A 24463-nucleotide genomic window follows, 5' to 3' on the forward strand; every position below is an offset into this window, starting at 1 on the left:
CTTAGCTTTCCTCAGTGGCAACCAGCATGTAGCCAAACCCGCGAACCGTGCGAATGCGCGACTTGCCGACTTTGTCGCGCAAATTATGTATATGCACTTCCAGAGTGTTGGTCGAGGGTTCGTTATCCCAGTTGTAGATATCGTTATAAAGAATTTCCCGGTGCACCGGACTGCCTGCCTTGAGCATCAACCGTGAGAGCAGCGCGTACTCCTTAGGCGTCAGGGTCAGTTCCTGTCCATCCCTCCATGCCTGATGGCGACCTATATTGAGCGTCAGATTGCCAACCGTCAGTTCACTTTCACCCTGATTATTATGGCGGCGCAGCAGCGCGCGGATGCGGGCGTGCAATTCCTCCAGGGCGAAGGGTTTTACCAGATAATCATCTGCGCCGACATCCAGCCCGGTAATGCGGTCATTGAGCGTATCGCGGGCGGTCAGAATGAGTACCGGGAGGGTATATTTTTTCTGTCGGATTCGCGTCAGGAAATGCAGGCCATCCTCATCGGGAAGCCCTAAATCCAGCACCATCAGACTGTAATGACCAGACTCCAGACTATGCTCGGCGGCACGCGCTGTCGAAACGCCATCACACGCATAGCCTTCGGTTTGCGCGGCGAGTATTAACCCCTGTAATAATAGCGTGTCGTCTTCAACAATCAGTATCTTCATTCGCTTAGTCTCCTGCACGGTTGCAGAATATCATCTGCGGCCTGGTAATACGTCGTTTGTACGCCGGTTAATCCCAGCATGGTTGAGAAAAGATTGTCCTGTGAATAATCCAGCGTGCTCGCCCGTTTTTGCAGGCAGGCCTGATCCACCTGATAACGCTGTTGATAATCTTTAGAAAGCCAAATGAGCATCGGGACATGTTTTTGCGTATCCGGCGCAATAGAATACGGCAGACCGTGTAAATAAACGCCATTTTCACCCAATGATTCGCCGTGATCGGAAAGATAGACCAGGCTGGTTGTGAATTTATCCTGATGAGATTTCAGCAGATTAATGGCTTTATCTACAATATAGTCCACGTACAGCACGGTATTATCATAGGTGTTGATCAACTGCTGTTGGGAACAGTTCTGAATTTCGTTAGTGTCACAGGTTGGGGTAAATTTTTTAAACTGCGGTGGATAACGGTTGTAATAGGTTGGGCCGTGGCTGCCGATGGTATGCAGTACAATAACGCCATCGCCTTTCAAATGGTCGATATAGTCTTCCAGACCGTGAAATAACACCTCATCGTAGCACTCGCCGTCGATACATTGTCCGGGCAGGTTTAGCTCGGTGACATTTTGATGCGGAACGCGATCGCATGCGCCTTTACAGCCGCCGTCATTATCATTCCACAGTACGTTAATCCCCGCGCGCTGGATAATATCCAGCAGCCCTTCCTGGTGATGCGCCAGCTCTTCGTCATAATGTTTGCGCGGCATATCAGAAAACATGCAGGGAACGGAGATCGCGGTCGCCGTACCGCAAGAGGTGGTATGCGGGAAATAGATTACATCGTCTTTCGCCAGCCGCGGATTGGTGTCGCGCGGATAGCCGCCAAGAGAGAAATCATCGCCGCGCGAGGTTTCGCCAACGATAAGAATCGTCAGGTTTTTGCGATCACCTTTCAGCATTAATGGATTGCGATGGGCATCCTCGCCAATGCGTACCAGCGGCAAATTCGCCAGCCGTTGATGCGAATACCATGACCAACTGGCGACAATACTGTTCGATGGGCTTAACGCTTTGATCAACTGTTTATTATTTCGAAATAGCGAGGCGTAATCTTTATAGAAAAAGGCGGCGACCAGAATAACTAATAAAATAGAGATCAGGACGCTGGCCAGGCGGTAAAGCCCGCTACGTAAGCGCGGCGTCGCCGGGCGGATTTTGACCCAGAAGGCAATCACGGCTGCCAGAACGCCGCTTAATCCCAGCGTCAGCACCATTTGCGGCGTCATCAGCGCAAAGGTTTCCGCGGGCGTGGTATCCATCATATTGGCGATCATGGAGCGATCGATGATGATGCCGTAAGTCAAAATAAAATACTGCGCGGCAGCGCCGACCAGAATAAAAACGCAGGCCAGCAGTCGGTTTAGCCAAATAAATGAGGCCAGCGTCAGCACACTATTGACCACGCTAAACGCGACGACCGGCATGGAAATAAACACCAGCACATTGCGCAGCGAGTTTAACGGTAGGTCTTGTAGTACCTGCTTGTAGAACGCAATGTTCAGGCAGACGGCAATATAAAAGGAAAAAAGCAGAAGCCAGGCGATTTGCCCAAGAACAGGTCTTTTAAGAAAGCGCTTTAACATGTTGATGCGTCCATCGATTCGGTGACGCTAATCGTGACAAAGTAAAATTAAGTGAACCTTAAGAACTTAATGTTGGTGGTGGCCGGATAACCTGCGCTACCCGGCCTGTTGCGATAACATTAACTACACGTGGTCAATCCTGTTTAACCGGCGCATCCAGCGGATACGGGTTTTTGTGAATGCGGTTGTAGTTCAACGCATACAGCGCGGTGATCACCATCAACGTGACGAACGACCACATCACTTCTTTGGCGCCGGAACCGATGACCGCCCAGATGCAATACACAAACGCGACGAAGGTAATCAGCAGATACAGCGGGCGCGCTTTACCAAAGTGACCGTGGCCCAACAGCAACAGCGCGGCACAGGTGTAAAGATAAGGCACCAGGGTGAAGATAACCGACACGGAGGAGACCAGACCAAACTCTTTCGCGGCGTTCGGCGACATACTGCTGAACTGGAAGATAGTCATCAGCACGCCGACGATAAGCAACCCAGCTACTGGCGTACCGGCTTTATTAACCCGCGCGAAGATTGGCGGGAAGAGACCATCGTCCGCCGCCGCTTTTGCGGTTTGGCCGGCAAGCAGCGTCCAGCCGCCGAGAGAGCCCAGGCAACCTGCTGCCGCACAGAAGGAAACAATAGCCCCTGCGGTATCGCCCAGCGCCATACGCGCCGCGTCACCGAAAGGCGATGCCGACACACGCAGCGCCGCGTTGGGGATCATCCCCATAATCGCCGTTGTGGAGAGTACATAGCAGACGGCGGCGATCAGTACCCCGCCGATGGTGGCGATAGGCACGTTGCGTTTCGGGTTTTTGACCACACCGGCCGCAACGGAGGCGCTTTCTACCCCGATGAATGACCACAGCGTAACGTTCAACGTGCTTTGAATCGCGCCGAAGGTATTCATGCCGCTCACGTTCCAGGCCGCCATATAGGTTTCGCCTTTAAACCAGAACCAGCCGAAGACCGCAATCCCTACGATAGGCACCAGCGCCAGTACGGTGGCGACGGCCTGTACGCGGGTAATCATTTTCGGCCCGACGATGTTCAGCAGAACAAAAATCCACAGCACCGCGACGCAGGTAAGCGTTAATACCAGCGGATCTTTCAGAATCGGGAAGAAATAGCTCAGATAGCCGACGCCGATAACGACCATCGCGATATTACCGATCCAGCATGCCAGCCAGTACAGCACGTTCGTTTGATAGCCCAAAAACGGCCCGAAGCAGCGGCGTGCGTAGGCATAAGAACCGCCGGGACTGGGATCTAAGGACGACATTTTGGCATAAACCATCGACAGCGCCAGGGCGCCGATGATAGTGACCAGCCATCCGTAGATTGCAATCCCGCCAGTGGCCGCCAGGTTGGCAGGGAGTAAGAATACCCCTGAACCCATAATATTCCCCGATACCATTAAGGTGACGGGGATTAGGCCCACTTTGTGAGCATCAGCATCCGAAGACATAATTTGGACTCCTGAAAAGGTGACTTCGTTACGATAAATTACGTCGTATCATACCCCCTCAGAATGCCGCTGAATTATGTCGGAGACGGGTTATCGCCAATGCTGTTATTATCGTGTCTTATCGTTGAGTGTAGAAAAATTAGGCAGCCGATCGTTCCCGATGTTGGCTAACATAATGCAGGGGGGTCATACCATAAAACTCTTTAAACACGGAAATAAAGTACGATGTGCTGTTATACCCACACAGCTGTGAGACTTGAGAGATATTCTTTCCGTCCATTAATAATTGGTTTACGGCATAACGCATTCGGCAGGTCGTGATTATTTGGCTATAACTGGTATTCTCGTTTTTGAGCTTTTTCTTTAACAAGCTTGGACTCAGGCACAGGCAACTGGCAACGGCGCTCAGATTCCAGTCTTTATGAATATCGCTCTGAATGATGTGGTAAACGCTGTCACTGATGCGGCTGCGCAGCATGTGCATTAACAAAGAAATAAATTTTTTGTGGTCAAGAAAGCGGGATAAAACGGTGAAAAGGAGCGCACGGGTACGTTCACTAACAATTTCATCCGGTGTTTCCATCGCGCTGTAGCGGGCAGCGACCCTGAAGATATCCGGCGTCAGACAGTTGGCGGTCAATAAGGGATCGGCGTTGCGTTGCCAGACGGGAAGGTGTGAGAGATCTTTATTCAGGAATTGTAAATAGTCTTTAATATTATTGCGACTCACTTGTATTACTAGCACGCTATTTAATGATGAAATGTCAATAACGTTATTTTCACAAGCCAGAATGGCCATATGATTCGCTTTTAAACTGATTGGCTCCTTACCATTTACTCGTAACCATGTATCTTTTTCGGTTAATAACACTATGCAAGGTTCGTTGCTGCAAATCCTCATACCCGAACTCCTGGAATATGAACATAAAATACCGGATCTCGCCAAACGGGAGAGATAACGGGGACTGAGTCAATTGTGTGATGAATTGAAACTGCACTAAAATAACTTTCCTGAATAATATTACAATATTTGTACGATGATTTAGGGTGTACAAAAAGTTGTACGCGAGTGGCAACTTGTCATTTTTGTATAAAAAAAGCGCGGGATGGGGCCCGCGCAAAAAGGTATGACAGTATTATTGTTTTGCAGCAATACTCAGGGAATACATGCCATCCTCAAAAAAAGACTCTTTGTGATTAGGCTTTCACGCACATAACGTGATATACGCCATCAATAATTTCCGTGCCTTCGGTTTCATGCTCAAAGCCAGGGAAGTGATGATCCCAGGATTGCAGTGAGCGTAAGTAACCCACCTGCGGACTGTTTTCATCGCCAAAGTTTTCGCCGGAGAGCAGCATCGGGATTCCTGGCGGGTAAGGAATAACGGAGTTCGCCGCGATGCGACCCGGTAGATTTTCAATCGCCACCATTTCAATATTGTTGTTCACAATCGCGTTGTAGGCGTCGCGCGGGGTAATCTCCGCAACCGGCAGGGTGGAATAGGCGGCGTTGAGACGGGCGCCCGGGTTATTTTCACGTAGCCAGGCAAACATTTTATCGCCCAGGTCATGAATACCCATGTTCGCGTAAGTGTCAGGATAATCCTGCACCAGTTCCGGCATCACCTGCGCCAGCGGCGTATTCGCGTCGTAATGATGTTTGAAGGAACACAGCGTGTTGATCAGCGTTCCCCATTTCCCGCGAGTGACCCCCATGGAGAACAGGAACATAATCTGAAAGTCGGTGGTGCGGGTCGGCACGATACCGTGGCGGCCAAGCCATGCTGTGACCAGCGCAGCAGGTACGCCGGATGCTTCCAGTTCGCCATCGTCGCCCATACCCGGCGCCAGAATACTGACTTTAATCGGGTCCAGCATACTCCAGTTATCCGGCAGGTCTTTAAAGCCGTGCCAGGTTTCTCCGGGGCGCATGACCCAGCAGTTCTGGTCGGTTGCCAGCAGTTTTGCCGGCGCGTCGGCGAAGTCATACGTTTTACCGGTTTGTGGATCGGTGACGACGTCTTTATTCCACGGTTTAAAGAACCAGTCGCCTTCATCGGTAAACTCTTTATAAAGACGCGCCATCGCCTGACGGAAATCAACCGCTTCGTCAATCACCTCTTGAGTCAGGGACAGGCCGCTGTTACCGTCCATCATCGATACCGCCACATCGTTGGATGCGCAGATGGCATATAACGGAGAGGTGGTGGCATGCATCATATATGCCTGGTTGAAGCGGGAGAAATTCACCGCGCCACGGCCTTCACGGACGTGAATGTAGGAAGCTTGTGAAAGCGCATTCAGTAGTTTGTGCGTGGAGTGGGTGGCAAACACGGTCGGACCGTTATGGTCGCCTGGCTCGCCGCGCATCGCGTAGTGATCGCAATAAATCGGGTTGAAGCGCGCATAGCCGTACCATGCTTCGTCGAAGTGAATGCGATCGCTGGTTTTTGCCAGCAGATCCTGCGCCTCTTTGGCGTTATAGCATACGCCGTCATAGGTACAGTTGGTCACCACGCTGTAAGACGGTTTCTGTCCGGCTTTGGTTTTGGTCAGCGGGCTGGCGCTGATTTTTTTCTGCAAGGTTTCAGGCTGCATTTCCTGCGGGTAGATTGGCCCGATAATGCCGTAACGGTTACGGCTTGGCACCATATATACCGGTTTGGCCCCAGTGAGGATCAGCCCCTGCTCGATGGATTTATGGCAGTTACGATCCAGTACAACGACATCATTATCCGTCATACAGGCCTGCATAATAGTACGGTTAGAACCGGAGGTCCCGACAACCACGGACCAGGAGCGGTCAGCACCGAATACGCGGGCGGCGTTTTTCTCGCTTTCGCCAAACGCGCCGGTATGGTCGAGGAGTGAACCGAGCGTGGTACGCTCAATCCCCATATCGCTGCGGAACAGGTTTTCGCCATAATAATCGTGATAAAAGCGACCGGCAGGCGTTTTAGTGAAACCGACGCCGCCCTGGTGTCCCGGCGCCGCCCATGAATATTCATGAATGTCGCTGTATTTCATCAACGCGTTAAACAGCGGCGGTAACAGTTGCTGGCGATACCGGGTCATGGCGGCAACAGCGCGTCCGGCGATAAAGTCAGCGGTGTCTTCCAGAATCCAGGCGAATTCATCGACAAGCTCCAGCAGGTCGCGGTCCAGCGATGCCGTCGCTTTTTCCCTGTCGCCTAACAGGAAAACGGGCACGTTTTGCTGACGCTCGTGAAGCTTACCGATCAATTGCCTGACGCTCAGGTGCTCATCCGGTTGTTCCATTTGGTAGCTAAACATCAGACAGTCAATGGCTTCGTTCGCGGACAAGATGGCATAGCCGTCATCGAAGGATGTCGATTTAATGACGGTAACATTTTGTTGGCTCAAGGCATCCGCCAGACGCTCAACCGCGTTGCCAACCCAGGTGTCCTGATGCAGAAACTCACTTTCAACAATTAATACTTTCATCATCTTTTACCCGGTTGTGGAGGCCGTGCAATTTACGCCTTGCCGACCCGCCGTATGAATGTGACGTGGGCAAGTATTACCCCGTCAAATAGGGGGTGTAAAGTGATGGAATAATGGTCAGTTATTGATATTATTGTTTAATAAACAATGGGTTAATTATTGATATCGAGCGATTTCACCTGCCGTTTATCGACAGGTGAATTATTTTTTTGGCTGATAGTGGTATCCGGCTTTAGCCGGGCATCGTCTGGCGTCGTTGCTGGCTTAGCTTGCGATATTGTTGCGGAGACATGCCGACAAATTTGCTAAAAGTACTGTAAAAACGGCTGCTGGATTGGAACCCGGCAGTCAGAGCGACATCGAGGATCGTTTTGTCAGTATCGCTCAATAAGGCACGTACGTGATTGATGCGCATCGCCGTGATGTACTGCTTCATCGTCAATTGCATAACCCGCTGGAATATTCCCATCGCGTAATTAGCATTGAGTTTGACATGCTCCGCGACGTCGTTAATGGTGAGCGCCTGATCGTAGTTATCGGCAATAAATCCCAGCATCTGGCTTACGTAAAACTGCGCATGGCGTGAGACGCTATTCTTGTGGGTGCGTGATGTTTTATTGAGCAAAATAGGCTGCCAGCCGGAAAGGCTAAAGCGTTTAAGCATCAGGCCGATTTCATCGATCGCCAACTGGCGAATTTGCTCATTCGGGCTGCTTGTTTCCTGCTGCCAACGCAACACTTCAAAGGTGCTAAGCTGCTGGGTCGCCAGTGATTTAACCACCATCCCGTGCGTGACGTGGTTGATAAGATCGCGATCCAGCGGCCAGGAGAGAAACAGGTGCATCGGCAAACTGAAAATCGCCATCTGGCGGCAGTTGCCGGGGCGGGTAAGCTGGTGTGGCGTACAGGCCCAAAACAGGGTGATATGTCCCTGCTTTATCTGCACGACTTCATTGTTGATTAAATACTCCACATCGCCGTCAAACGGAACATTCACTTCTACTTGCCCATGCCAGTGACTGCTGGCCATTCTGTGCGGTGGCCTCAGCTCAACGTCCAGTCGTTGATATTCGGAATAGAGCGACAGCGGGCTACGGGTTTGCTTTTCATCGCCGTTGCACATGTGCGGGTCGGGCGGGAGGAGGGATATTGCTTGCGTACTCATCGTCACTCCATTTCCTGAATTATCAGAATTATGCCCCTTTAGCCGGGAGGAAACCGGGAATCCGGACACAGAATCCGTCGATATTGTAGAGCGTAGCCTGACTTTCAGGCCGAATACTCTGCTTTTTACGTCATTTTGTCCCAAAAACTCAGATCTCCCGCGTGTCAGCATACGATCTGAGTTTTCGGGAATGCTCATCGGGGAAGACGGAGGTTTTCACCGGGAACGCGTGCCACCATGAAGGTGTTCACTACTGTTCTGGAGAGTCATGATGACGGCACCCAAAATTACCTTTATCGGCGCAGGTTCTACGATTTTCGTCAAAAATATCCTCGGCGATGTGTTTCACCGCGAGGCGCTAAAATCAGCGCATGTCGCCCTGATGGATATTGACGAAACCCGGCTGGAAGAGTCGCACATTGTGGTACGGAAACTGATGGACTCAGCGGGCGCTTCTGGCCGGATTACCTGCCATACCAACCAGAAAGCGGCGCTACAGGATGCGGATTTCGTGGTGGTCGCCTTTCAGATTGGCGGCTACGAACCCTGCACCGTGACCGATTTTGAGGTTTGTAAGCGTCATGGCCTGGAACAGACGATCGCCGATACGCTGGGGCCGGGCGGCATTATGCGCGCGCTGCGGACCATCCCGCATCTGTGGCGGATTTGCGAAGACATGACGGAAGTCTGTCCGAAGGCCACCATGCTCAATTATGTCAACCCGATGGCGATGAACACCTGGGCTATGTATGCCCGCTATCCGCATATCAAACAGGTCGGCCTGTGCCATTCGGTACAGGGAACGGCGGAAGAACTGGCGCGCGACCTGAATATCGATCCCGCCTCGCTGCGCTACCGCTGCGCCGGCATTAACCACATGGCGTTTTACCTCGAACTGGAGCGCAAAACGGCTGACGGGACTTATGTCGATCTCTATCCTGAATTGCTGGCGGCCTATGACGCCGGACAGGCGCCGAAGCCCAATATTCACGGCAATGAACGCTGCCAGAACATTGTGCGCTACGAGATGTTCAAAAAGTTGGGCTACTTCGTCACCGAGTCATCAGAGCATTTTGCCGAGTACACGCCGTGGTTTATTAAACCGGGACGCGAGGATCTGATTGCGCGCTACAAGGTGCCGCTGGATGAATATCCGAAACGCTGCGTAGAACAACTGGCGAACTGGCATAAAGAGCTGGAGGAGTATAAAACCGCCGAGCGTATCGACATCAAACCGTCCCGCGAGTACGCCAGCACCATTATGAACGCTCTGTGGACCGGCGAGCCGAGCGTGATTTACGGCAATGTGCGTAATGAGGGGCTGATTGATAACCTGCCGCAGGGAAGCTGCGTGGAAGTGGCTTGTCTGGTGGATGCCAACGGCATTCAACCGACGAAGGTGGGGACGATCCCTTCTCATCTGGCGGCGATGATGCAGACCAACATCAACGTGCAAACGCTGTTGACCGAAGCCATCCTCACGGAAAACCGCGATCGCGTGTATCACGCGGCGATGATGGACCCTCATACCGCAGCGGTGCTGGGTATCGAAGAAATCTATGCGTTGGTTGACGATCTGATCGCCGCGCATGGCGACTGGCTTCCGGCCTGGTTACGCCGTTAATCTCCAGCCGCGCTGGACGGCAGATCCGGCGTTTAACCTCTACTAACAGAAGGCGGGCGCTGGTAACAGCGACCCGGTACCCTATGAGCATCTCTCTGACAACAAAGCTGAGTTACGGGTTCGGTGCGTTTGGTAAGGATTTCGCCATCGGCATTGTGTATATGTACCTGATGTATTACTACACCGATGTGGTGGGACTCTCGGTCGGCCTCGTCGGCACCCTTTTTCTGGTCGCGCGAATCTGGGATGCGATAAACGATCCCATCATGGGATGGATTGTCAACGCCACGCGTTCGCGGTGGGGGAAATTTAAGCCGTGGATATTGATCGGCACCTTAACCAATTCGCTGGTGCTTTTCCTGCTGTTCAGCGCCCATCTTTTTGAGGGAACCGCGCAGGTTGTATTTGTCTGCGTAACCTACATCCTGTGGGGCATGACGTATACCATTATGGATATCCCATTTTGGTCGCTGGTGCCGACCATTACGCTTGATAAGCGAGAACGCGAACAACTGGTGCCGTTCCCGCGTTTCTTCGCCAGTCTGGCTGGCTTCGTCACTGCCGGTATAACGCTGCCGTTTGTGAACTACGTTGGCGGAGCGGATCGTGGGTTCGGCTTTCAGATGTTTACGCTGGTACTGATTGCGTTCTTTATCGCCTCGACTATCGTGACATTACGCAACGTACATGAGGTGTACTCCTCCGACAACGGTGTAACGGCGGGCCGCCCACATCTGACGTTAAAAACGATCGTTGGATTGATATACAAAAACGATCAGCTCTCTTGCCTGTTGGGAATGGCGCTGGCGTATAACATTGCCTCCAATATTATCAATGGCTTTGCGATCTACTACTTCACCTATGTGATTGGCGATGCCGATCTTTTTCCCTATTACCTTTCTTACGCCGGCGCGGCGAATCTGCTGACGCTGATTGTCTTCCCCCGGCTGGTGAAAATGTTATCGCGGCGGATATTGTGGGCGGGCGCCTCCGTGATGCCCGTTCTGAGTTGCGCAGGGCTCTTCGCGATGGCGTTGGCGGATGTCCATAATGCCGCTTTAATCGTGGCGGCGGGTATTTTCCTGAATATCGGGACCGCGCTCTTTTGGGTGCTTCAGGTGATCATGGTGGCGGATACGGTCGATTATGGGGAATTTAAGCTCAATATTCGCTGCGAGAGTATCGCTTATTCCGTACAGACGATGGTCGTGAAGGGCGGCTCGGCGTTTGCGGCGTTCTTTATCGCTCTGGTGCTGGGGCTGATTGGCTACACGCCGAACGTGGCGCAGTCTGCGCAAACCCTGCAGGGGATGCAGTTTATTATGATTGTCCTGCCGGTACTGTTTTTCATGATGACGTTGGTTCTCTACTTCCGCTACTACCGTTTGAACGGCGATATGCTGCGCAAGATTCAGATCCACCTGCTGGATAAATACCGGAAAACGCCGCCATTCGTCGAACAGCCGGATAGCCCGGCGATTTCTGTGGTAGCGACCAGCGATGTAAAAGCGTGAGCATGGTCTCTCGTGCAGGCCGGATAAGCGTAGCGCCATCCGGCAATTAACCGATAACGCGGCCCGGGTGAACGCCGGGCCTGCCAGGTTATTTCGCGCAGTTAGCGCACTGTTTGCTGACAATCTGCTGGAAGAAATCGTTGCCTTTGTCATCCACCAGGATAAAGGCCGGGAAATCTTCTACTTCAATTTTCCAGATAGCTTCCATGCCGAGTTCCGGATACTCGACGCACTCCAGATGCTTAATGCTCTGCTGTGCCAGAACCGCCGCCGGGCCGCCGATACTGCCCAAATAAAAGCCGCCGTGTTTTTTACAGGCATCCGTGACCTGCTGACTACGGTTGCCTTTCGCCAGCATGATCATACTGCCGCCGTGGGATTGCAGTAGATCGACATAAGAGTCCATTCGGCCTGCGGTGGTGGGGCCTAATGAGCCAGATGGATAACCTGCCGGGGTTTTTGCCGGACCTGCGTAATAGATGGGGTGGTCTTTAATATACTGCGGCAGGTCTTCGCCGGATTCAAGACGCTCTTTTAGCTTCGCGTGGGCGATATCGCGACCTACGATAATGGTGCCCGTCAGCGACAGGCGAGTCGAGACCGGGTACTGCGATAGCTGGGCGAGGATCTCTTTCATCGGACGGTTGAGATCGACTTTCACCGCGTCGCCTTCGCCCGCCTGACGCAGCGCTGGCGGAATATACTGGCCCGGATTGTGTTCCAGTTTTTCGATCCAGATGCCTTCGCGGTTGATTTTCGCTTTGATGTTACGGTCTGCCGAGCAGGAGACGCCCATCCCCACCGGACAGGAAGCGCCGTGACGCGGCAGGCGAATTACGCGAATATCGTGGGCGAAATATTTCCCGCCGAACTGGGCGCCGAGGCCAAGTTTATGCGCTTCTTCCAGCAGTTCCTGTTCCAGGTGGAGATCGCGGAATGCCTGGCCGTGCTCGTTACCTTCCGTCGGCAGCGCGTCGTAATAGTGGGTGCTGGCGAGTTTAACGGTTTTCAGCGTGCTTTCCGCCGAGGTGCCGCCAATGACAAAGGCGATATGGTATGGCGGACAGGCTGCGGTGCCCAGCGTGCGCATTTTCTCAACGAGGAAGTTTTTCAGCTTGCCTGGGGTGAGCAGCGCTTTGGTCTCCTGATAGAGATACGTTTTGTTTGCTGAACCGCCGCCTTTCGCCACGCAAAGGAACTTGTACTCGTCGCCGTCGACGGCATAGAGATCGATTTGCGCTGGCAGGTTGCTGCCGGTATTGACCTCTTTGTACATATCCAGCGGCGCGTTCTGCGAGTAGCGCAGGTTATCTTCGATATAGGTATTAAACACGCCTTTGGAGAGCGCGGCTTCATCGCCGCCGCCCGTCCAGACGCGTTGGCCTTTTTTACCCACGATAATCGCCGTGCCGGTATCCTGGCAGGTCGGCAGAATGCCTTTGGCGGCGATTTCGGAGTTTCTCAGGAATTGCAACGCCACATATTTGTCGTTTTCGCTGGCTTCGGGGTCATGGAGAATGGCGGCGACTTGCTGCTGGTGTTCAGGACGGAGCATAAAAGACGCATCATGGAAGGCCTGCTGAGCCAGCAACGTTAACGCCTGCGGCTCAACGTTGAGGATAGATTCTCCGTTGAATTCACTGACGCTGACATAATCGGAGGTGAGCAGATAATACTCTGTTTTGTCCTCTCCCATCGGGAAAGGCGCCTGATAGATAAACTCTTTTTTCGACATGTGCTTCCAGCCTAATAGTAAGAAAATGTATTAAGAGCCTCATGGGCCAGACTCTAAGTCGCGCGCCGCGCATAACTTGGCGGCGCGCGCGGCCATTACAGGAATCCGTACATTGCGGCAAAGATCCAGCCAAAGACGCAGGAGACGCTCACGCCAATCAAACCCGGCAGAATGAAGCTGTGGTTAATGACGAAGCGGCCAATACGGGTTGTGCCGGAACGGTCAAACTGAATCGCCGCCAGATCGCTTGGGTAGGTCGGCAGAATATAGTAGCCATAACATGCCGGCGCAGAGGCCACGATATACGCCGGATCGACACCGATAGCCAGCGCGACGGGAACAATCGCCGCCAGCGCCGCTGCCTGGGAGTTAACAAACTTGGAGACCAGCAGCAGAACGATGGCGTAGGCCCACGGATACTCTTTGACCATTTCGCCCAGCACGCCCTGAATTTCCGACATATGCGCGCCGAACATGGTTTCCGCCATCCAGGCGATCCCGTATACCGCGACAATCGCAATCATACCGGAACGAAAAACTTCGTTTTTTGAGATAGACGCAGGATTGGTTTTGGTCAGAATGATAATGAGCGCCCCGGTCAGCAGCATGAACATCTGAATGACCAGCACCATCGACAACGGTTTGCCGCCGAAGGTTGGGCGTAAGTCGGAGTCCGCGCCCAGGAGAGCGACCACGGCAATCGCCGCCAGGAAGATCCACATCGCCAGCCAGTTGCTTTTCGGCAGTTTTTTATCCAGCAGCGTCGCGGTATCGCCGTACACGTACTGACGGTTTTCCGGTACGGAGATAAATTTCTGAAACGCTTCGTCTTTATCCAAATCTTTACCGCGGAACCAACTAAAAATACCGATTGCCAGGATACCGAGCAGGGTAGACGGGATGGTGATCGACAGCAGATCGAGGAACTCCAGATGTTTTCCGTCAAATGTCACGTTGCCCAGCATCGCTACCAGAGAAACAACGGCGACGGAAACCGGACTGGCGATGATGCCCATTTGCGCGCCGATAGAACTGGCCGCCATTGGACGTTCCGGACGGATATTATTCTTGATCGCCACATCATAGATAATCGGCAAAATGGTGTAGACCACGTGGCCTGTCCCACACAGAATCGTCAGGGTACAGGTGACGAACGGCGCCACAATAGAGACGTATTTGGGGTTGCGACGCAGCAGCTTTTCGGCAATCTGCAGCATCACATCCAGCCCGCCTGACGCCTGCAACGTTGCCGACGCGGCGACTACCGCGATAATGACCAGCATTACGTCAACGGGCGGTTTACCTGGCTGGAGATGGAAAACAAACACCAGAATGACCAAACCGATACCGCCCAACAACCCGAGCGCGATGCCGCCCTTTCGGGCGCCATAAAACAGACATATTAATATTATGAGAAGCTGTATACTAAATAACATTTTTATTTATCCTCGCGATAAACCCAGTCAATTTTGATAAATGGATCACAGCCATCTTCTGATTTGTGTGAATGAGCATCAGGAAATGGCGAATATTCAATGCGCCAGTGGCGACGATTAACGATTAAGCTTTTTACAGAGTTGCTTTAAGTAATTATTTTCTTGCGATGGTGATGTTCAGAGGGGAGTACCCTCTGGCGATGGGCAGGTGGAGTCAGCGAGAGCAGTAAATTATGATTTGTCTGTTTTAAAAACAGGCGTTTATTCTTTAATTTTTGTGTCTCGCCATCAGGTAAATCACGAGATAAAGCGAACAGAATGTGACTTATGTGATCATTGTCACGCCATTTTTTTAAATTATTAGTATGGCGTGTGGAGACGCGTATCTGCTCACCAATATACGTATTGTCCATAGGCGTAGCACAAGCTCCATTGCTACAAACATAATTTTATTTAAGTGTCAGGAAAATTCCGGACAAATCCCTTTTTTAATAAAAATACACACTCTCGGCATGGGATAATACTTAATTAACTTTTGTTAGCGTTTTGAAATTAAAAACAGCGCATAGCGCTGTAATTATAGAAAATAACGTTAACAGGCCTGGGTTGAGTATATTTGATCTGACACAATTTCCCAGGTTTGTTATTAATGTGATAGCGTTTTTATTGGCATTGTTATAATAAATGTTACCAGGATATAACGCTTCGCGTCGGATTTATGCGGTATCCTTACTGACAATATTGTTTCAGTAAAGAGTAATGTTCCGGCTGAACGCGGTAGCGGTAAACCGGCCTGCCGGTCACGCCGTAATGAATACTGGTAAACAAGATATGGCAATTCACCAGCCAGATAAGATATTTACGGCAGGAGACGCGCGAGATATTCACTTCGTTGGCCAACTCGTCGGTAGAAAATTCCTGCTCCTGATGCGCATCAATCCACTGGCATAAGGTGCGTAGCGTTTGCTGCGTCAGCCCTTTTGGCAGCCGGCGAGGCTCCTGCTCGCTGGATGAATTACCGTGAATGAGCAGGTCAAGCTCAGACTGTTCGTAATACTGGCGTTTTTCCATCGCCGTTTTCTTACGTAGCCAGCCGGTCAGCGCTTCTTCAAAGCGCGTGGCCTGAAAAGGCTTGATCAGATAATCCACCACGCCGTAGTGAAGCGAATCTTTAATGGTGGCGGCGTCAGCGGCAGAAGAAATGACAATAACGTCGCTTTTGCAGCCTGCGCTGTGCAGGACAGGCAGCAGATCCAAACCGTTTTCCTGCTGCATGTAGATATCCAGCAGGATTAGGTCAATGTGATTTTCACTGTTGAAGATAAACTCTTTCGCTTTTTCCAGCGTCGAAGCGGTTCCACAACAATGAAAACCGGAGATTTGCGCGACATAGCGGCGATTTAACTCCGCGACCATCGCATCGTCATCGACAATTAATACATTGATCATAGGCTGGTCCTTTTTCCATCCCAGGGTAACTGTACAAAAAATTGTGTGAAGATCCCAGGCTCGGACTCCACGGAAATTACGCCGCCAAGCGCTTCAACCTGCTGTTTAACCAGCGCTAAACCGACGCCGCGTTCGGCGCCTTTCGACGAGACGCCTTTTTCAAAAATCGCCTCGATGCGCTCAGGTTCGATACCCGGACCGTCATCGCTCACTTCGCAATGCAGCCAGCCATGGCGGTAGTGTAACGAGACGCTGATTTCGCCGCCGGATTCCTGGCTCAATGCTTCCAGCGCGTTTTCAATCAAATTACCCAGCGCCGTAATCAGCACCGTAACCTGATCTTCATTGTTATTATCCGGTAACTGGCTGTCGCTGCTTATCACCAGGCTGTGCCCGAAATCAGAGGCGCGAGTAATTTTACTGAGCAAAAAGCCAGCGATAATCGGCGACTTTATTTTACCCAGCAGCAAACCGATCTCTTCCTGATAGTTATTGGCCGTCTTGATAATATACGCTTCAAGCTGCTTATAACTCTTCAGGTGCAATAATCCCAGAATCACATGTAATTTGTTCATGAATTCGTGGGATCGTTCACGGAGCGCATCCGCGTAGTTCACCATCCCGTCCAACCGCTGCATCAGTTGGCGAACTTCTGTTTTATCCCTGAAGGTGGATATCGCGCCGATAATTTCGCCGTTGCTGCGCACCGGAACGGTATTCACCAGCAGCAGGCGGCCTTTGACGATGATTTCTTCATCGCGGCGCGGCGTACCGTCACGCAACACTTCGCTAATGTCCACCACCTGCGACCAGGCATGACTCAGGGTGGATAATCTGGCGTCATCCTGCGTTTTTCGATAATCGAGCAGCGCCTGCGCCGCATGGTTAATCAACGTGACTTCGCCGCTATCATCCACGGCGATAACGCCCTCTTTGATTGACTGCAGCATCGCCTGGCGTTGTTCAAACAGGGTTGAGATCTCATAGGGTTCGAGGCCAAACAGGATACGTTTTAGCACCTTGACCAGCGCATACGTGCCTAATAACCCCACCAGAGCGCCGAACAGAATGGACCAGATAATACTGCCGCGGCTATTGTTGATCTGCTGCGTAACGTGACTGAGTTCCAGGCCAATCGCTACAACGCCGATCTGCCGGTGATGTTCATCATAAACCGGTGTGAAAACGCGCAGCGCTTTGGCAAGAAAGCCGCGATTAATGGCAACGTTTTCCTTTCCCTGCAGCGCGAGCAGAATATCATCGCCTTTGAACGGTTGACCGATTCGCTGCGTTTCTGGGTGTGAATAACGGATGCCCTGCATGTTGGTCACCACAATAAACAAAAAGCCATTATGCTGGCTCACCGCTTCGGCGAGCGTCTGAATGCCGCTTTCCGCAGGCGGTTTTTTCAGCCCCTCGCGAATTGCCGGAGAGTCCGCCAGCGAGCGCGCCACCGCCAGCGCTTTATCTGCCAGCGCGTCGCGCGTCATGCTGCTGATTTGCGAAAAATAGATCAGATGGACCACAACGAGCACCGAAAACAAAACGGCGCTGACCATCAGAATGACGGTAGTGCCGAGTTTCATGGGGCGTTTGCGTAACGCCCGGCATGGCAGGGAGTGTTTCATAGTGGACCTGAGCGGACGAATCGTAAGGTTATTATCCCTGATGAGGCGTCTAATTCAAAGGCATAGGCGATGTTGCTCCAGTGTTGAAAAGCCCGTCTTACCTTGTAGGGGGCGCTACCTGCTCATGTCGACTGGCAAACGTCATGTCGTTAATTAATATCGCCGGATACCGTGATGGGTAATTTATTTTCATCAGAATTGCATAAAATAAATTTTCATTAATTTTTATAATAACGTATGCGGTATCACATTTTATTTTTACTGACGTTCAGAATGCGTTTGATCACAATCAATCAGCGCTAATGTTTAATCTATTATGATTAGTTTTCATTACATATTATTAATAATTATGGAAGCAATGTGAGAAATAAAACATGGAAATAAAAAAATGGCTGAACACAACCATAACCCGACGTGATGCTATTGTCGCTACTGCAAAAGTAGGGGCGGCGGTGACGCTAAGCCAGGCGATTACGCTGCCTTTTGCTACCACTGCCCAGGCGCAGGATACCCCGATACCGAAGGATGCCAACGACGAAACCGTCAGGCACAGCGCCTGTCTGGTCAACTGTGGCAGCCGATGCCCGCTTAAGGTTATCGTGAAAAATGATCGCATCGTGCGCATTGAGCCGGAAGACGCGAAAGATGACGCGGTATTCGGCGAGCATCAGATTCGTCCCTGCCTGCGTGGGCGTTCCAGTCGCTGGCGCGTCTATAGCCCGGATCGCATTAAGTATCCGATGAAAAGAGTGGGAAAACGCGGTGAAGGAAAATTTAAACGTATTTCATGGGATGAGGCCACGGCCTTTATTGCAGCGGAATTAACGCGCGTTAGCGAACAATATGGCCGGGAAGCTATTTATTATAATTATCAATCCGGGGCATATTATCATACGCAGGGCAGGCCCGCCTGGATAAGATTATTAAATCTCACCGGCGGTTATTTAAATTATCACAACACCTATTCCACGGCGCAAATCGCCACCGCCACGCCCTATACCCACGGCGATTATGTCGGTAGCCATTTTACGCAGATCGCGCATTCCGATCTGGTGGTGCTATTTGGTCTGAATCTCTCAGAAACGCGGATGTCCGGCGGCGGTCAGGTTGAAGAGCTGCGCCGGGCGCTGGAGACCTCGAAAGCCCGAGTCATTATTATCGATCCGCGCTATACCGATTCGGTGATTACCGAACACGCCGAATGGCTACCGATTCGCCCAACCACGGACGCTGCGTTAGTCGCCGGCATCGCGCATACGCTGATTACCGAACAGCTTCTCGACGAGGCGCTGGTAAACCGCTATTGCGTCGGCTATGACCGTAGCACCTTGCCGGACACGGCTGCGCCTAACGCCAGCTATAAAGATTATGTTCTTGGCACGGGCGATGACGGTATCGCGAAAACCCCGGAATGGGCGGCGGATATCACCGGTATTCCGGCAACGCGTATTCGCCAACTGGCGCGCGAAATCGCCTCGGCGCGCGCCTGCTATATTTGCCAGGGCTGGGGGCCGCAGCGTCATGCCAACGGCGAACAAACCGTGCGTGCTATTCAGACGCTGCCAGCGTTAACCGGCCACTTCGGGCGGCCCGGCACCAACAATGGCAACTGGCCTTACGGTACGCCGTATGGCGTGCCATTGTTGCCTGTCGGTAAGAATCCGATCAAAACCTCTATTCCTTGCTATCTATGGACGGACGCCATTCAGCATCCGGAGAAAATGACCGCGACGACAATGGGCGTGAAAGGCGCGGACAGGCTAAAAACCGGGATTAAGCTGTTTTTCAACCAGGCCGGTAATACCTTGCTGAATCAACACGGCGAAACGAACCGCACCCGTCAAATTCTCGCGGATGAATCGCTGTGTGAAACCATTATCGTGATTGAAAACCATATGACGCCCAGCGCGATGTATGCGGATCTGCTGTTGCCGGAGACCAGCTATCTTGAGGCGGAAGACCTGGTGGACAGCTCCTATGCGGCGGGATCGCATAACTATATGATTGCGATTCAGAAAACCGTTAAACCGATGTGGGAAGTGCGCAGCACGTATGACATCTGCGCGGATATCGCCGGGCATCTTGGACTGCGCGAGCAATATACCGAGGGCCGAACTCAGGCGCAGTGGGCGGAGATGCACTATCAGCAGATCCGTGAGAAACGTCCATACCTGCCGGAGTGGAGCGTGGCGAAAGAGATGGGCGTGATTGACCAGCGTATCGCGACCGAGCAGCAGAGCCTTGCGTTTGCCGATTTCCGCGCCGACGCCGAGGCTAATCCACTCTCCACGCCGTCGGGCAAAATTGAAATTTACTCCCAGGCGCTGGCGGATCTGGCGCAAGCATGGACTTTGCCAGAAGGCGAGCGAATTCCCGCATTGCCGGAATTTTGTCCGGCGAAAGAGTCGCACCTTAACAAAGCGCTGACGGCGAAGTATCCGTTGCAGTTAAGCGGCTTCCATACCAAAGGGCATACCCACTCGACCTACAGCAATGTGCTGATGCTGCATGAGGCGGTGCCGGATGAAGTCTGGATTAACCCGATTGACGCCAGCGCCCGCCAATTGAAGTCCGGCGATCGGGTGCATGTATTCAATGACCGCGGCGTGGTGGAGCTTCCCTGTAAAGTGACCCAGCGCATTTTACCCGGCGTGGCGGCGATGCCGCAGGGCGCGTGGACGCGGCTTGACGGCAACGGCGTTGATGTCGGCGGCTGTATCAATACGCTGACCAGCCACCACCCTTCGCCGCTGGCGAAAGGCAATCCGCAGCATACCAATCTGGTTGAAATTAAACGCGCTTAAGGAGTGATGTACGATGAAACAGTATGGCTTTTATGTTGACTCCTCGCGCTGTTCAGGCTGTAAAACCTGCCAGGTAAGCTGCAAGGATAATAAAGATCTGGATGTTGGTCCGAAACTGCGCCGCGTCTATGAATATGGCGGCGGAAGCTGGGTGAAAGAGGGGGAAAGCTGGCATCACGACACCTTTACCTACTACCTCTCTATTGCTTGTAACCATTGCGATGAGCCGGTATGTGTCTCCGGCTGTCCGACCGGGGCGATGCATAAACGCAAAGAGGATGGTCTGGTAGTGGTGGATGACAGCGTATGCGTCGGCTGTCGCTATTGTGAAATGCGCTGCCCCTACGGCGCGCCGCAGTTTGATACGCAGGCGAACGTGATGCGTAAATGCGACGGTTGTCTTGACCGACTGGAGAACAATCTGCGCCCTATTTGTGTGGATTCTTGCCCGCAGCGAGCGCTGGATTTTGGCCCTGTCGATGAATTACGGGCAAAATATGGCACGGAGAATCAAATTGCGCCGCTGCCTTCGGCGTCGTTCACCCATCCTAACCTCATTATTAAACCGCATCCGAAAGCGAGACCCACGGGCGATACGGAAGGCGCAATCATGAACATTCGGGAGGTGCGCCATGCATGAGTTACCGCTGGTCTTTTTTACGGTCTTTACCCAGAGCGCGGTCGGCGCGTTTATTCTGCTGCTGATTGGCGGCGCAATGGGGCTGGTCGCGCCGCGGCGCAAGGCTATTGGTCTGTTCTCGGTGATGTGCCTGTTTGGGCTGGGCGTCATTGTCGGCACCTTCCACGTCGGGCAACCGCTGCGCGCGTTGAATATGCTGCTGCGCGTCGGACATTCGCCGATGAGTAACGAGATTGTCTTGTCGGCGGCTTTTGCGGCGCTCGGCGGTCTGGGGGCGCTCGGTTTGTTGCTGAACCGGGCGACGCCGCTGTGTAACGCGTTGGTATGGTTGGCGGCGATAGTCGGGGTGGTCTTCTTATACGCCGTTCCGCAGATTTACCAACTGCCGACGGTGGCGACCTGGCGTTCATCTTACACCACGGCAATGATGATATTGACGCCGTTGATTGGCGGCGGCGCGTTGGCGGCATTGTTTGGCGTGCGCCGTCTGGGGCTACTGGTTAGCGTGTTGGCGATTTTGGTGAGCTTTTGTCTGCGCCCGGGCTATATGGCGACGCTGATGAGCGCCGATAGCGCTCTGACCGCCGCGCAGCATAGCTGGTTTACCGCCCAGGCGATATTGCTGGCGGCGGGCGTGGTCGGGGTGGTGGCCTGCGCGCGCCTGAAATCGAGCGCTGCGGTGCTGGCCATGACGGCAGTGGTGGTTATCGCGGCGGAGTTGGCGGGTAGGATTGCGTTTTACAATCTGTGGACGCTGCCAATGTAGTTTTTTGCCCGGTTTATGCCATGTAAGCCTGATAAGCGTAGCGTCATCAGGCGAAATATTTCAGGAGCTATTGCTATGCCTTCCCGTGCTGTTTTGCCGCGTATCCTCGGCGCACTGTTTTACTTCTCCCCTGAGAGGCCGGAGGTGAAAGCGTTGTTCGACTGTTTGCCAACGTTGCCTGAGCTTTACCCCTGGCGCGATCGCGGACATATTGAATCACTGTGTGCGTCATGGTCGCTACCGGATGATGATGCGCTTACATGGCAATTTTCCGTGTTGTTTGAAGGCCAGGGAAAGATGCCCGTCCCGCCCTGGGGATCGGTCTATCTGGAAAAAGATAATTTGCTGATGGGGGAAACCACCGCCGATTATCGAGCTTTTTTACAGGCGCAGGGCATGGTATTCACTGACCGTGAACGCGAGCCGGAAGATCAGTTTGGCCTGATGCTATTAGCCTGTAGCGATCTGCTGGCTCGAGGCGACAACGTGGCGGCCAACCGGTTACTGGAGGCGCATCTGCTGCCCTGGGGATTCCGCTATCTGGAATTGCTGCAACGCAATACCGTTAGCGCCTTCTATGCCCGGCTTGCCATCGTAGCGACCTGTTATCTGCAGGATGTTCAGCAGCAACAGGGACTACAGCCTGAGAATAAACGGTTGTTTTTCTGAGGTATTGGTCAGGTTTTGATGGCGTGCCATAATGCTTGTGCCGCCATCGTGCCCGCTGTTGCGTCAGCGGGCACAGTTTACTATTACAGCTCCGGCGTCTTTTTGAAACCGGTCAGCATCAGCACCAGGCTCTGTTTTGAGTCCGCTGGCGTGAAATCGTAGTGATTTCCCTGACGGTCGCCGCCGATATACCAGGATATTTCCGTTTTCCCTTCCGCCAGCGCTTTGCGCACCGCTTTATCGACATCAACCATGCGATACTCATGTGAATGGTTTAGATATAACACGGCATCGGAACGGTAGTTGATCGCCGGTTTATTGTTCCAGGACACGGTACTGACGTGCCAGTCACTGCTGGTCGGGTAAAAGAAAATTTGATCGGCGCCGTTCGTTTCCGTTTTGCCGCCAAAAAGGCGAATACGGTATTTGAATAGCGAAGCGTCCATATTGGCAGGCAGGGGCGGGATCTTAAATTTCACCAGCGTGAGCGTTTCCGGGTGCTGCGTGCGTCCGCCATTTGTCCAGTCATCCTGTACGTACAAGGTATCGACGCTGGCATGAGGTTTGTCGTCTTCGCTGCTTACCCAGGTATTTTCTTCCGCTTTACTGTAGGCGTAAGGAACCGTAGTGCCGCAATCCAGTCCCTGATTCATACACAGATCCGTCATAAACTGCGCGCCATCTTCCGTCCAGCCATTCATAAAATCGGCATGGGCGGTATAAAGACTTCCCCAGCGATCTGCCCGGGTTTCGCCATGCATTACCGGGTCCATCGACAATTCCACTTTGGACGTATCCAGCGAGGAGATCTGCGGGAGTACCCAGGCGATGTTCATATTCACCGTCGGGATTTTGACCGGATAGTCTGCGGAACATTTCCCGTGGTCGGCATAGATAGCGTTATTGTGGCTATGGGTTGGTTTCAGGTTGACGCCATCCCAACAGTTGGGGAAAGCGATCCCTATATTAAACTGGACGGCATCGCCCGCTTTACGCAGGCCGCATATTTCGCCTACCTTGTTGGTGTAACCTTTGCCGTTGGCACATAAAAAGGTGATTGCGGAACTGGGGCCAGTACCGTGATGATCGCCTGCCAGTAACTCCAGCCCGGCCGGGAATGGATGGAGCGGATATTGCGCAACATTTGTAGATTGATAATAGGTCTTTTGGTAGGCCGGATTTACGATTTCACCATCGGGTAATTTCATGGACGGCGCCCAGTAAGCGGAGCTGTCGGCTTTATTATCACAGGTGGTATCTGGTTGCGCGCGCAACGTCTGGTAGGTAGAGACCGCGTCGGTGTGGGTGTTGCCAAAAAAGTCATGCCACATCGCCTGATTCGCTTTACCAAACATCATAATCGCGTCATCGCCCAGCGTGTGGTGATAGCCGCACACGACATGCGCCTGAGAACCGGCATGGGCCGGGAATGCGCCAGCGGCAACGAGCGTAGCCAGGCTGACGGTAATAAGGTTGAGTTTCATTTTTTTGCTGCCCGGTTGAATAGAAGTGGGAGCAGCAATAGCAGATCAGATTGCGGTGTTACATCTCATTAATTATCACTTTTTGTCATTCGCCCTGCATACAGGGGCGAATTTGCAGACGTACTATTTAAATAATTAGCCGAAACTACCCTCCTCTTGATTATGTCAATTTACAAAAAGGGTACGTTAGTGATTAAAATCGGGCTTTTTGTGATAACCCTCACTATTTCATTTTGCCTATGCTAATGGCGCTCGCCATAACCGAATAACGATTCTATCGGACATCGGCTTTATTTTTAAGAA

At 52.4% G+C, this 24463-nt stretch carries 18 protein-coding genes; 6 read left to right on the forward strand and 12 right to left on the reverse strand.

Annotation, left to right across the window (positions count from 1 at the left end):
* Window position 1 precedes the first annotated feature (1 nt).
* The 6 genes from pmrA to melR form a co-directional block, all read right to left on the reverse strand.
* Entirely contained in the window at window positions 2-670 is a 669-nt protein-coding gene (gene pmrA / locus ACLJRH_RS13765) for a two-component system response regulator PmrA (protein WP_000697899.1), read from the reverse strand.
* Complete coding sequence (eptA, locus tag ACLJRH_RS13770; protein ID WP_000919290.1) at window positions 667-2310, reverse strand: phosphoethanolamine transferase EptA; 1644 nt, start codon at window positions 2308-2310, stop codon at window positions 667-669. Before eptA ends, pmrA begins: the two co-directional genes overlap by 4 nt.
* Window positions 2311-2443: 133 nt before the next feature.
* Window positions 2444-3781: an arginine/agmatine antiporter gene (adiC, locus tag ACLJRH_RS13775; RefSeq protein WP_000093130.1), complete on the reverse strand. Its 1338-nt coding sequence runs from the start codon at window positions 3779-3781 to the stop codon at window positions 2444-2446.
* Between the two features lie 139 nt (window positions 3782-3920).
* On the reverse strand, window positions 3921-4682 hold the full coding sequence (locus ACLJRH_RS13780) for an AraC family transcriptional regulator (RefSeq protein ID WP_001217075.1): 762 nt from the start codon (window positions 4680-4682) through the stop codon (window positions 3921-3923).
* A 296-nt stretch (window positions 4683-4978) separates the two neighbouring features.
* Window positions 4979-7246 (reverse strand): arginine decarboxylase, encoded by a 2268-nt coding sequence (gene adiA, locus ACLJRH_RS13785; protein ID WP_001542850.1) that lies wholly within the window; start codon window positions 7244-7246, stop codon window positions 4979-4981.
* 232 nt (window positions 7247-7478) lie between these two features.
* Complete coding sequence (gene melR / locus ACLJRH_RS13790; protein WP_023137207.1) at window positions 7479-8411, reverse strand: transcriptional regulator MelR; 933 nt, start codon at window positions 8409-8411, stop codon at window positions 7479-7481.
* A gap of 268 nt (window positions 8412-8679) precedes the next feature.
* Here melR and melA point away from each other — a divergent pair, with 268 nt between their 5' ends.
* Entirely contained in the window at window positions 8680-10035 is a 1356-nt protein-coding gene (gene melA, locus ACLJRH_RS13795; protein ID WP_001527488.1) for an alpha-galactosidase, read from the forward strand.
* 83 nt (window positions 10036-10118) lie between these two features.
* Window positions 10119-11549 carry a melibiose:sodium transporter MelB gene (gene melB / locus ACLJRH_RS13800; protein WP_000028070.1) on the forward strand — a complete coding sequence of 477 codons (1431 nt, stop codon included), beginning with the start codon at window positions 10119-10121 and terminating at the stop codon, window positions 11547-11549.
* Between the two features lie 88 nt (window positions 11550-11637).
* On the opposite strand, the gene fumA is transcribed toward melB, so the two are convergent.
* The 5 genes from fumA to ACLJRH_RS13825 all read right to left on the reverse strand — a co-directional run bounded on the left by fumA (window position 11638) and on the right by ACLJRH_RS13825 (window position 17797).
* On the reverse strand, window positions 11638-13284 hold the full coding sequence (fumA, locus tag ACLJRH_RS13805; RefSeq protein WP_023137206.1) for a class I fumarate hydratase FumA: 1647 nt from the start codon (window positions 13282-13284) through the stop codon (window positions 11638-11640).
* A gap of 95 nt (window positions 13285-13379) precedes the next feature.
* Window positions 13380-14720: an anaerobic C4-dicarboxylate transporter DcuB gene (dcuB, locus tag ACLJRH_RS13810; RefSeq protein ID WP_000899149.1), complete on the reverse strand. Its 1341-nt coding sequence runs from the start codon at window positions 14718-14720 to the stop codon at window positions 13380-13382.
* Window positions 14721-14866: 146 nt separating this feature from the next.
* Window positions 14867-15133, reverse strand: coding sequence for a hypothetical protein (locus tag ACLJRH_RS13815; protein WP_001530565.1), 267 nt, complete (start codon window positions 15131-15133; stop codon window positions 14867-14869).
* Window positions 15134-15449: 316 nt separating this feature from the next.
* Window positions 15450-16169 carry a two-component system response regulator DcuR gene (dcuR, locus tag ACLJRH_RS13820; RefSeq protein ID WP_000611307.1) on the reverse strand — a complete coding sequence of 240 codons (720 nt, stop codon included), beginning with the start codon at window positions 16167-16169 and terminating at the stop codon, window positions 15450-15452.
* On the reverse strand, window positions 16166-17797 hold the full coding sequence (locus ACLJRH_RS13825; protein WP_023137205.1) for a sensor histidine kinase: 1632 nt from the start codon (window positions 17795-17797) through the stop codon (window positions 16166-16168). Before ACLJRH_RS13825 ends, dcuR begins: the two co-directional genes overlap by 4 nt.
* Window positions 17798-18171: 374 nt before the next feature.
* Here ACLJRH_RS13825 and ACLJRH_RS13830 point away from each other — a divergent pair, with 374 nt between their 5' ends.
* The 4 genes from ACLJRH_RS13830 to ACLJRH_RS13845 all read left to right on the forward strand — a co-directional run bounded on the left by ACLJRH_RS13830 (window position 18172) and on the right by ACLJRH_RS13845 (window position 22676).
* Window positions 18172-20601, forward strand: coding sequence for a DMSO/selenate family reductase complex A subunit (locus tag ACLJRH_RS13830; protein WP_023137204.1), 2430 nt, complete (start codon window positions 18172-18174; stop codon window positions 20599-20601).
* Window positions 20602-20614: 13 nt separating this feature from the next.
* On the forward strand, window positions 20615-21241 hold the full coding sequence (locus ACLJRH_RS13835; RefSeq protein WP_000816143.1) for a DMSO/selenate family reductase complex B subunit: 627 nt from the start codon (window positions 20615-20617) through the stop codon (window positions 21239-21241).
* Entirely contained in the window at window positions 21234-22007 is a 774-nt protein-coding gene (locus ACLJRH_RS13840) for a dimethyl sulfoxide reductase anchor subunit family protein (RefSeq protein ID WP_000544926.1), read from the forward strand. Before ACLJRH_RS13835 ends, ACLJRH_RS13840 begins: the two co-directional genes overlap by 8 nt.
* A gap of 75 nt (window positions 22008-22082) precedes the next feature.
* A complete protein-coding gene (locus ACLJRH_RS13845) occupies window positions 22083-22676 on the forward strand; it encodes a molecular chaperone (protein WP_001542855.1) in 594 nt (197 codons plus the stop codon).
* A gap of 83 nt (window positions 22677-22759) precedes the next feature.
* Here the strand turns inward: ACLJRH_RS13845 and ACLJRH_RS13850 are convergent, their stop codons facing one another.
* Window positions 22760-24160: a DUF1996 domain-containing protein gene (locus ACLJRH_RS13850; RefSeq protein WP_023137203.1), complete on the reverse strand. Its 1401-nt coding sequence runs from the start codon at window positions 24158-24160 to the stop codon at window positions 22760-22762.
* Window positions 24161-24463: the final 303 nt, after the last annotated feature.

The organism is Salmonella sp. SAL04162 (genome assembly GCF_046551535.1).
Taxonomy (GTDB): Bacteria; Pseudomonadota; Gammaproteobacteria; order Enterobacterales; family Enterobacteriaceae; genus Salmonella; species Salmonella enterica.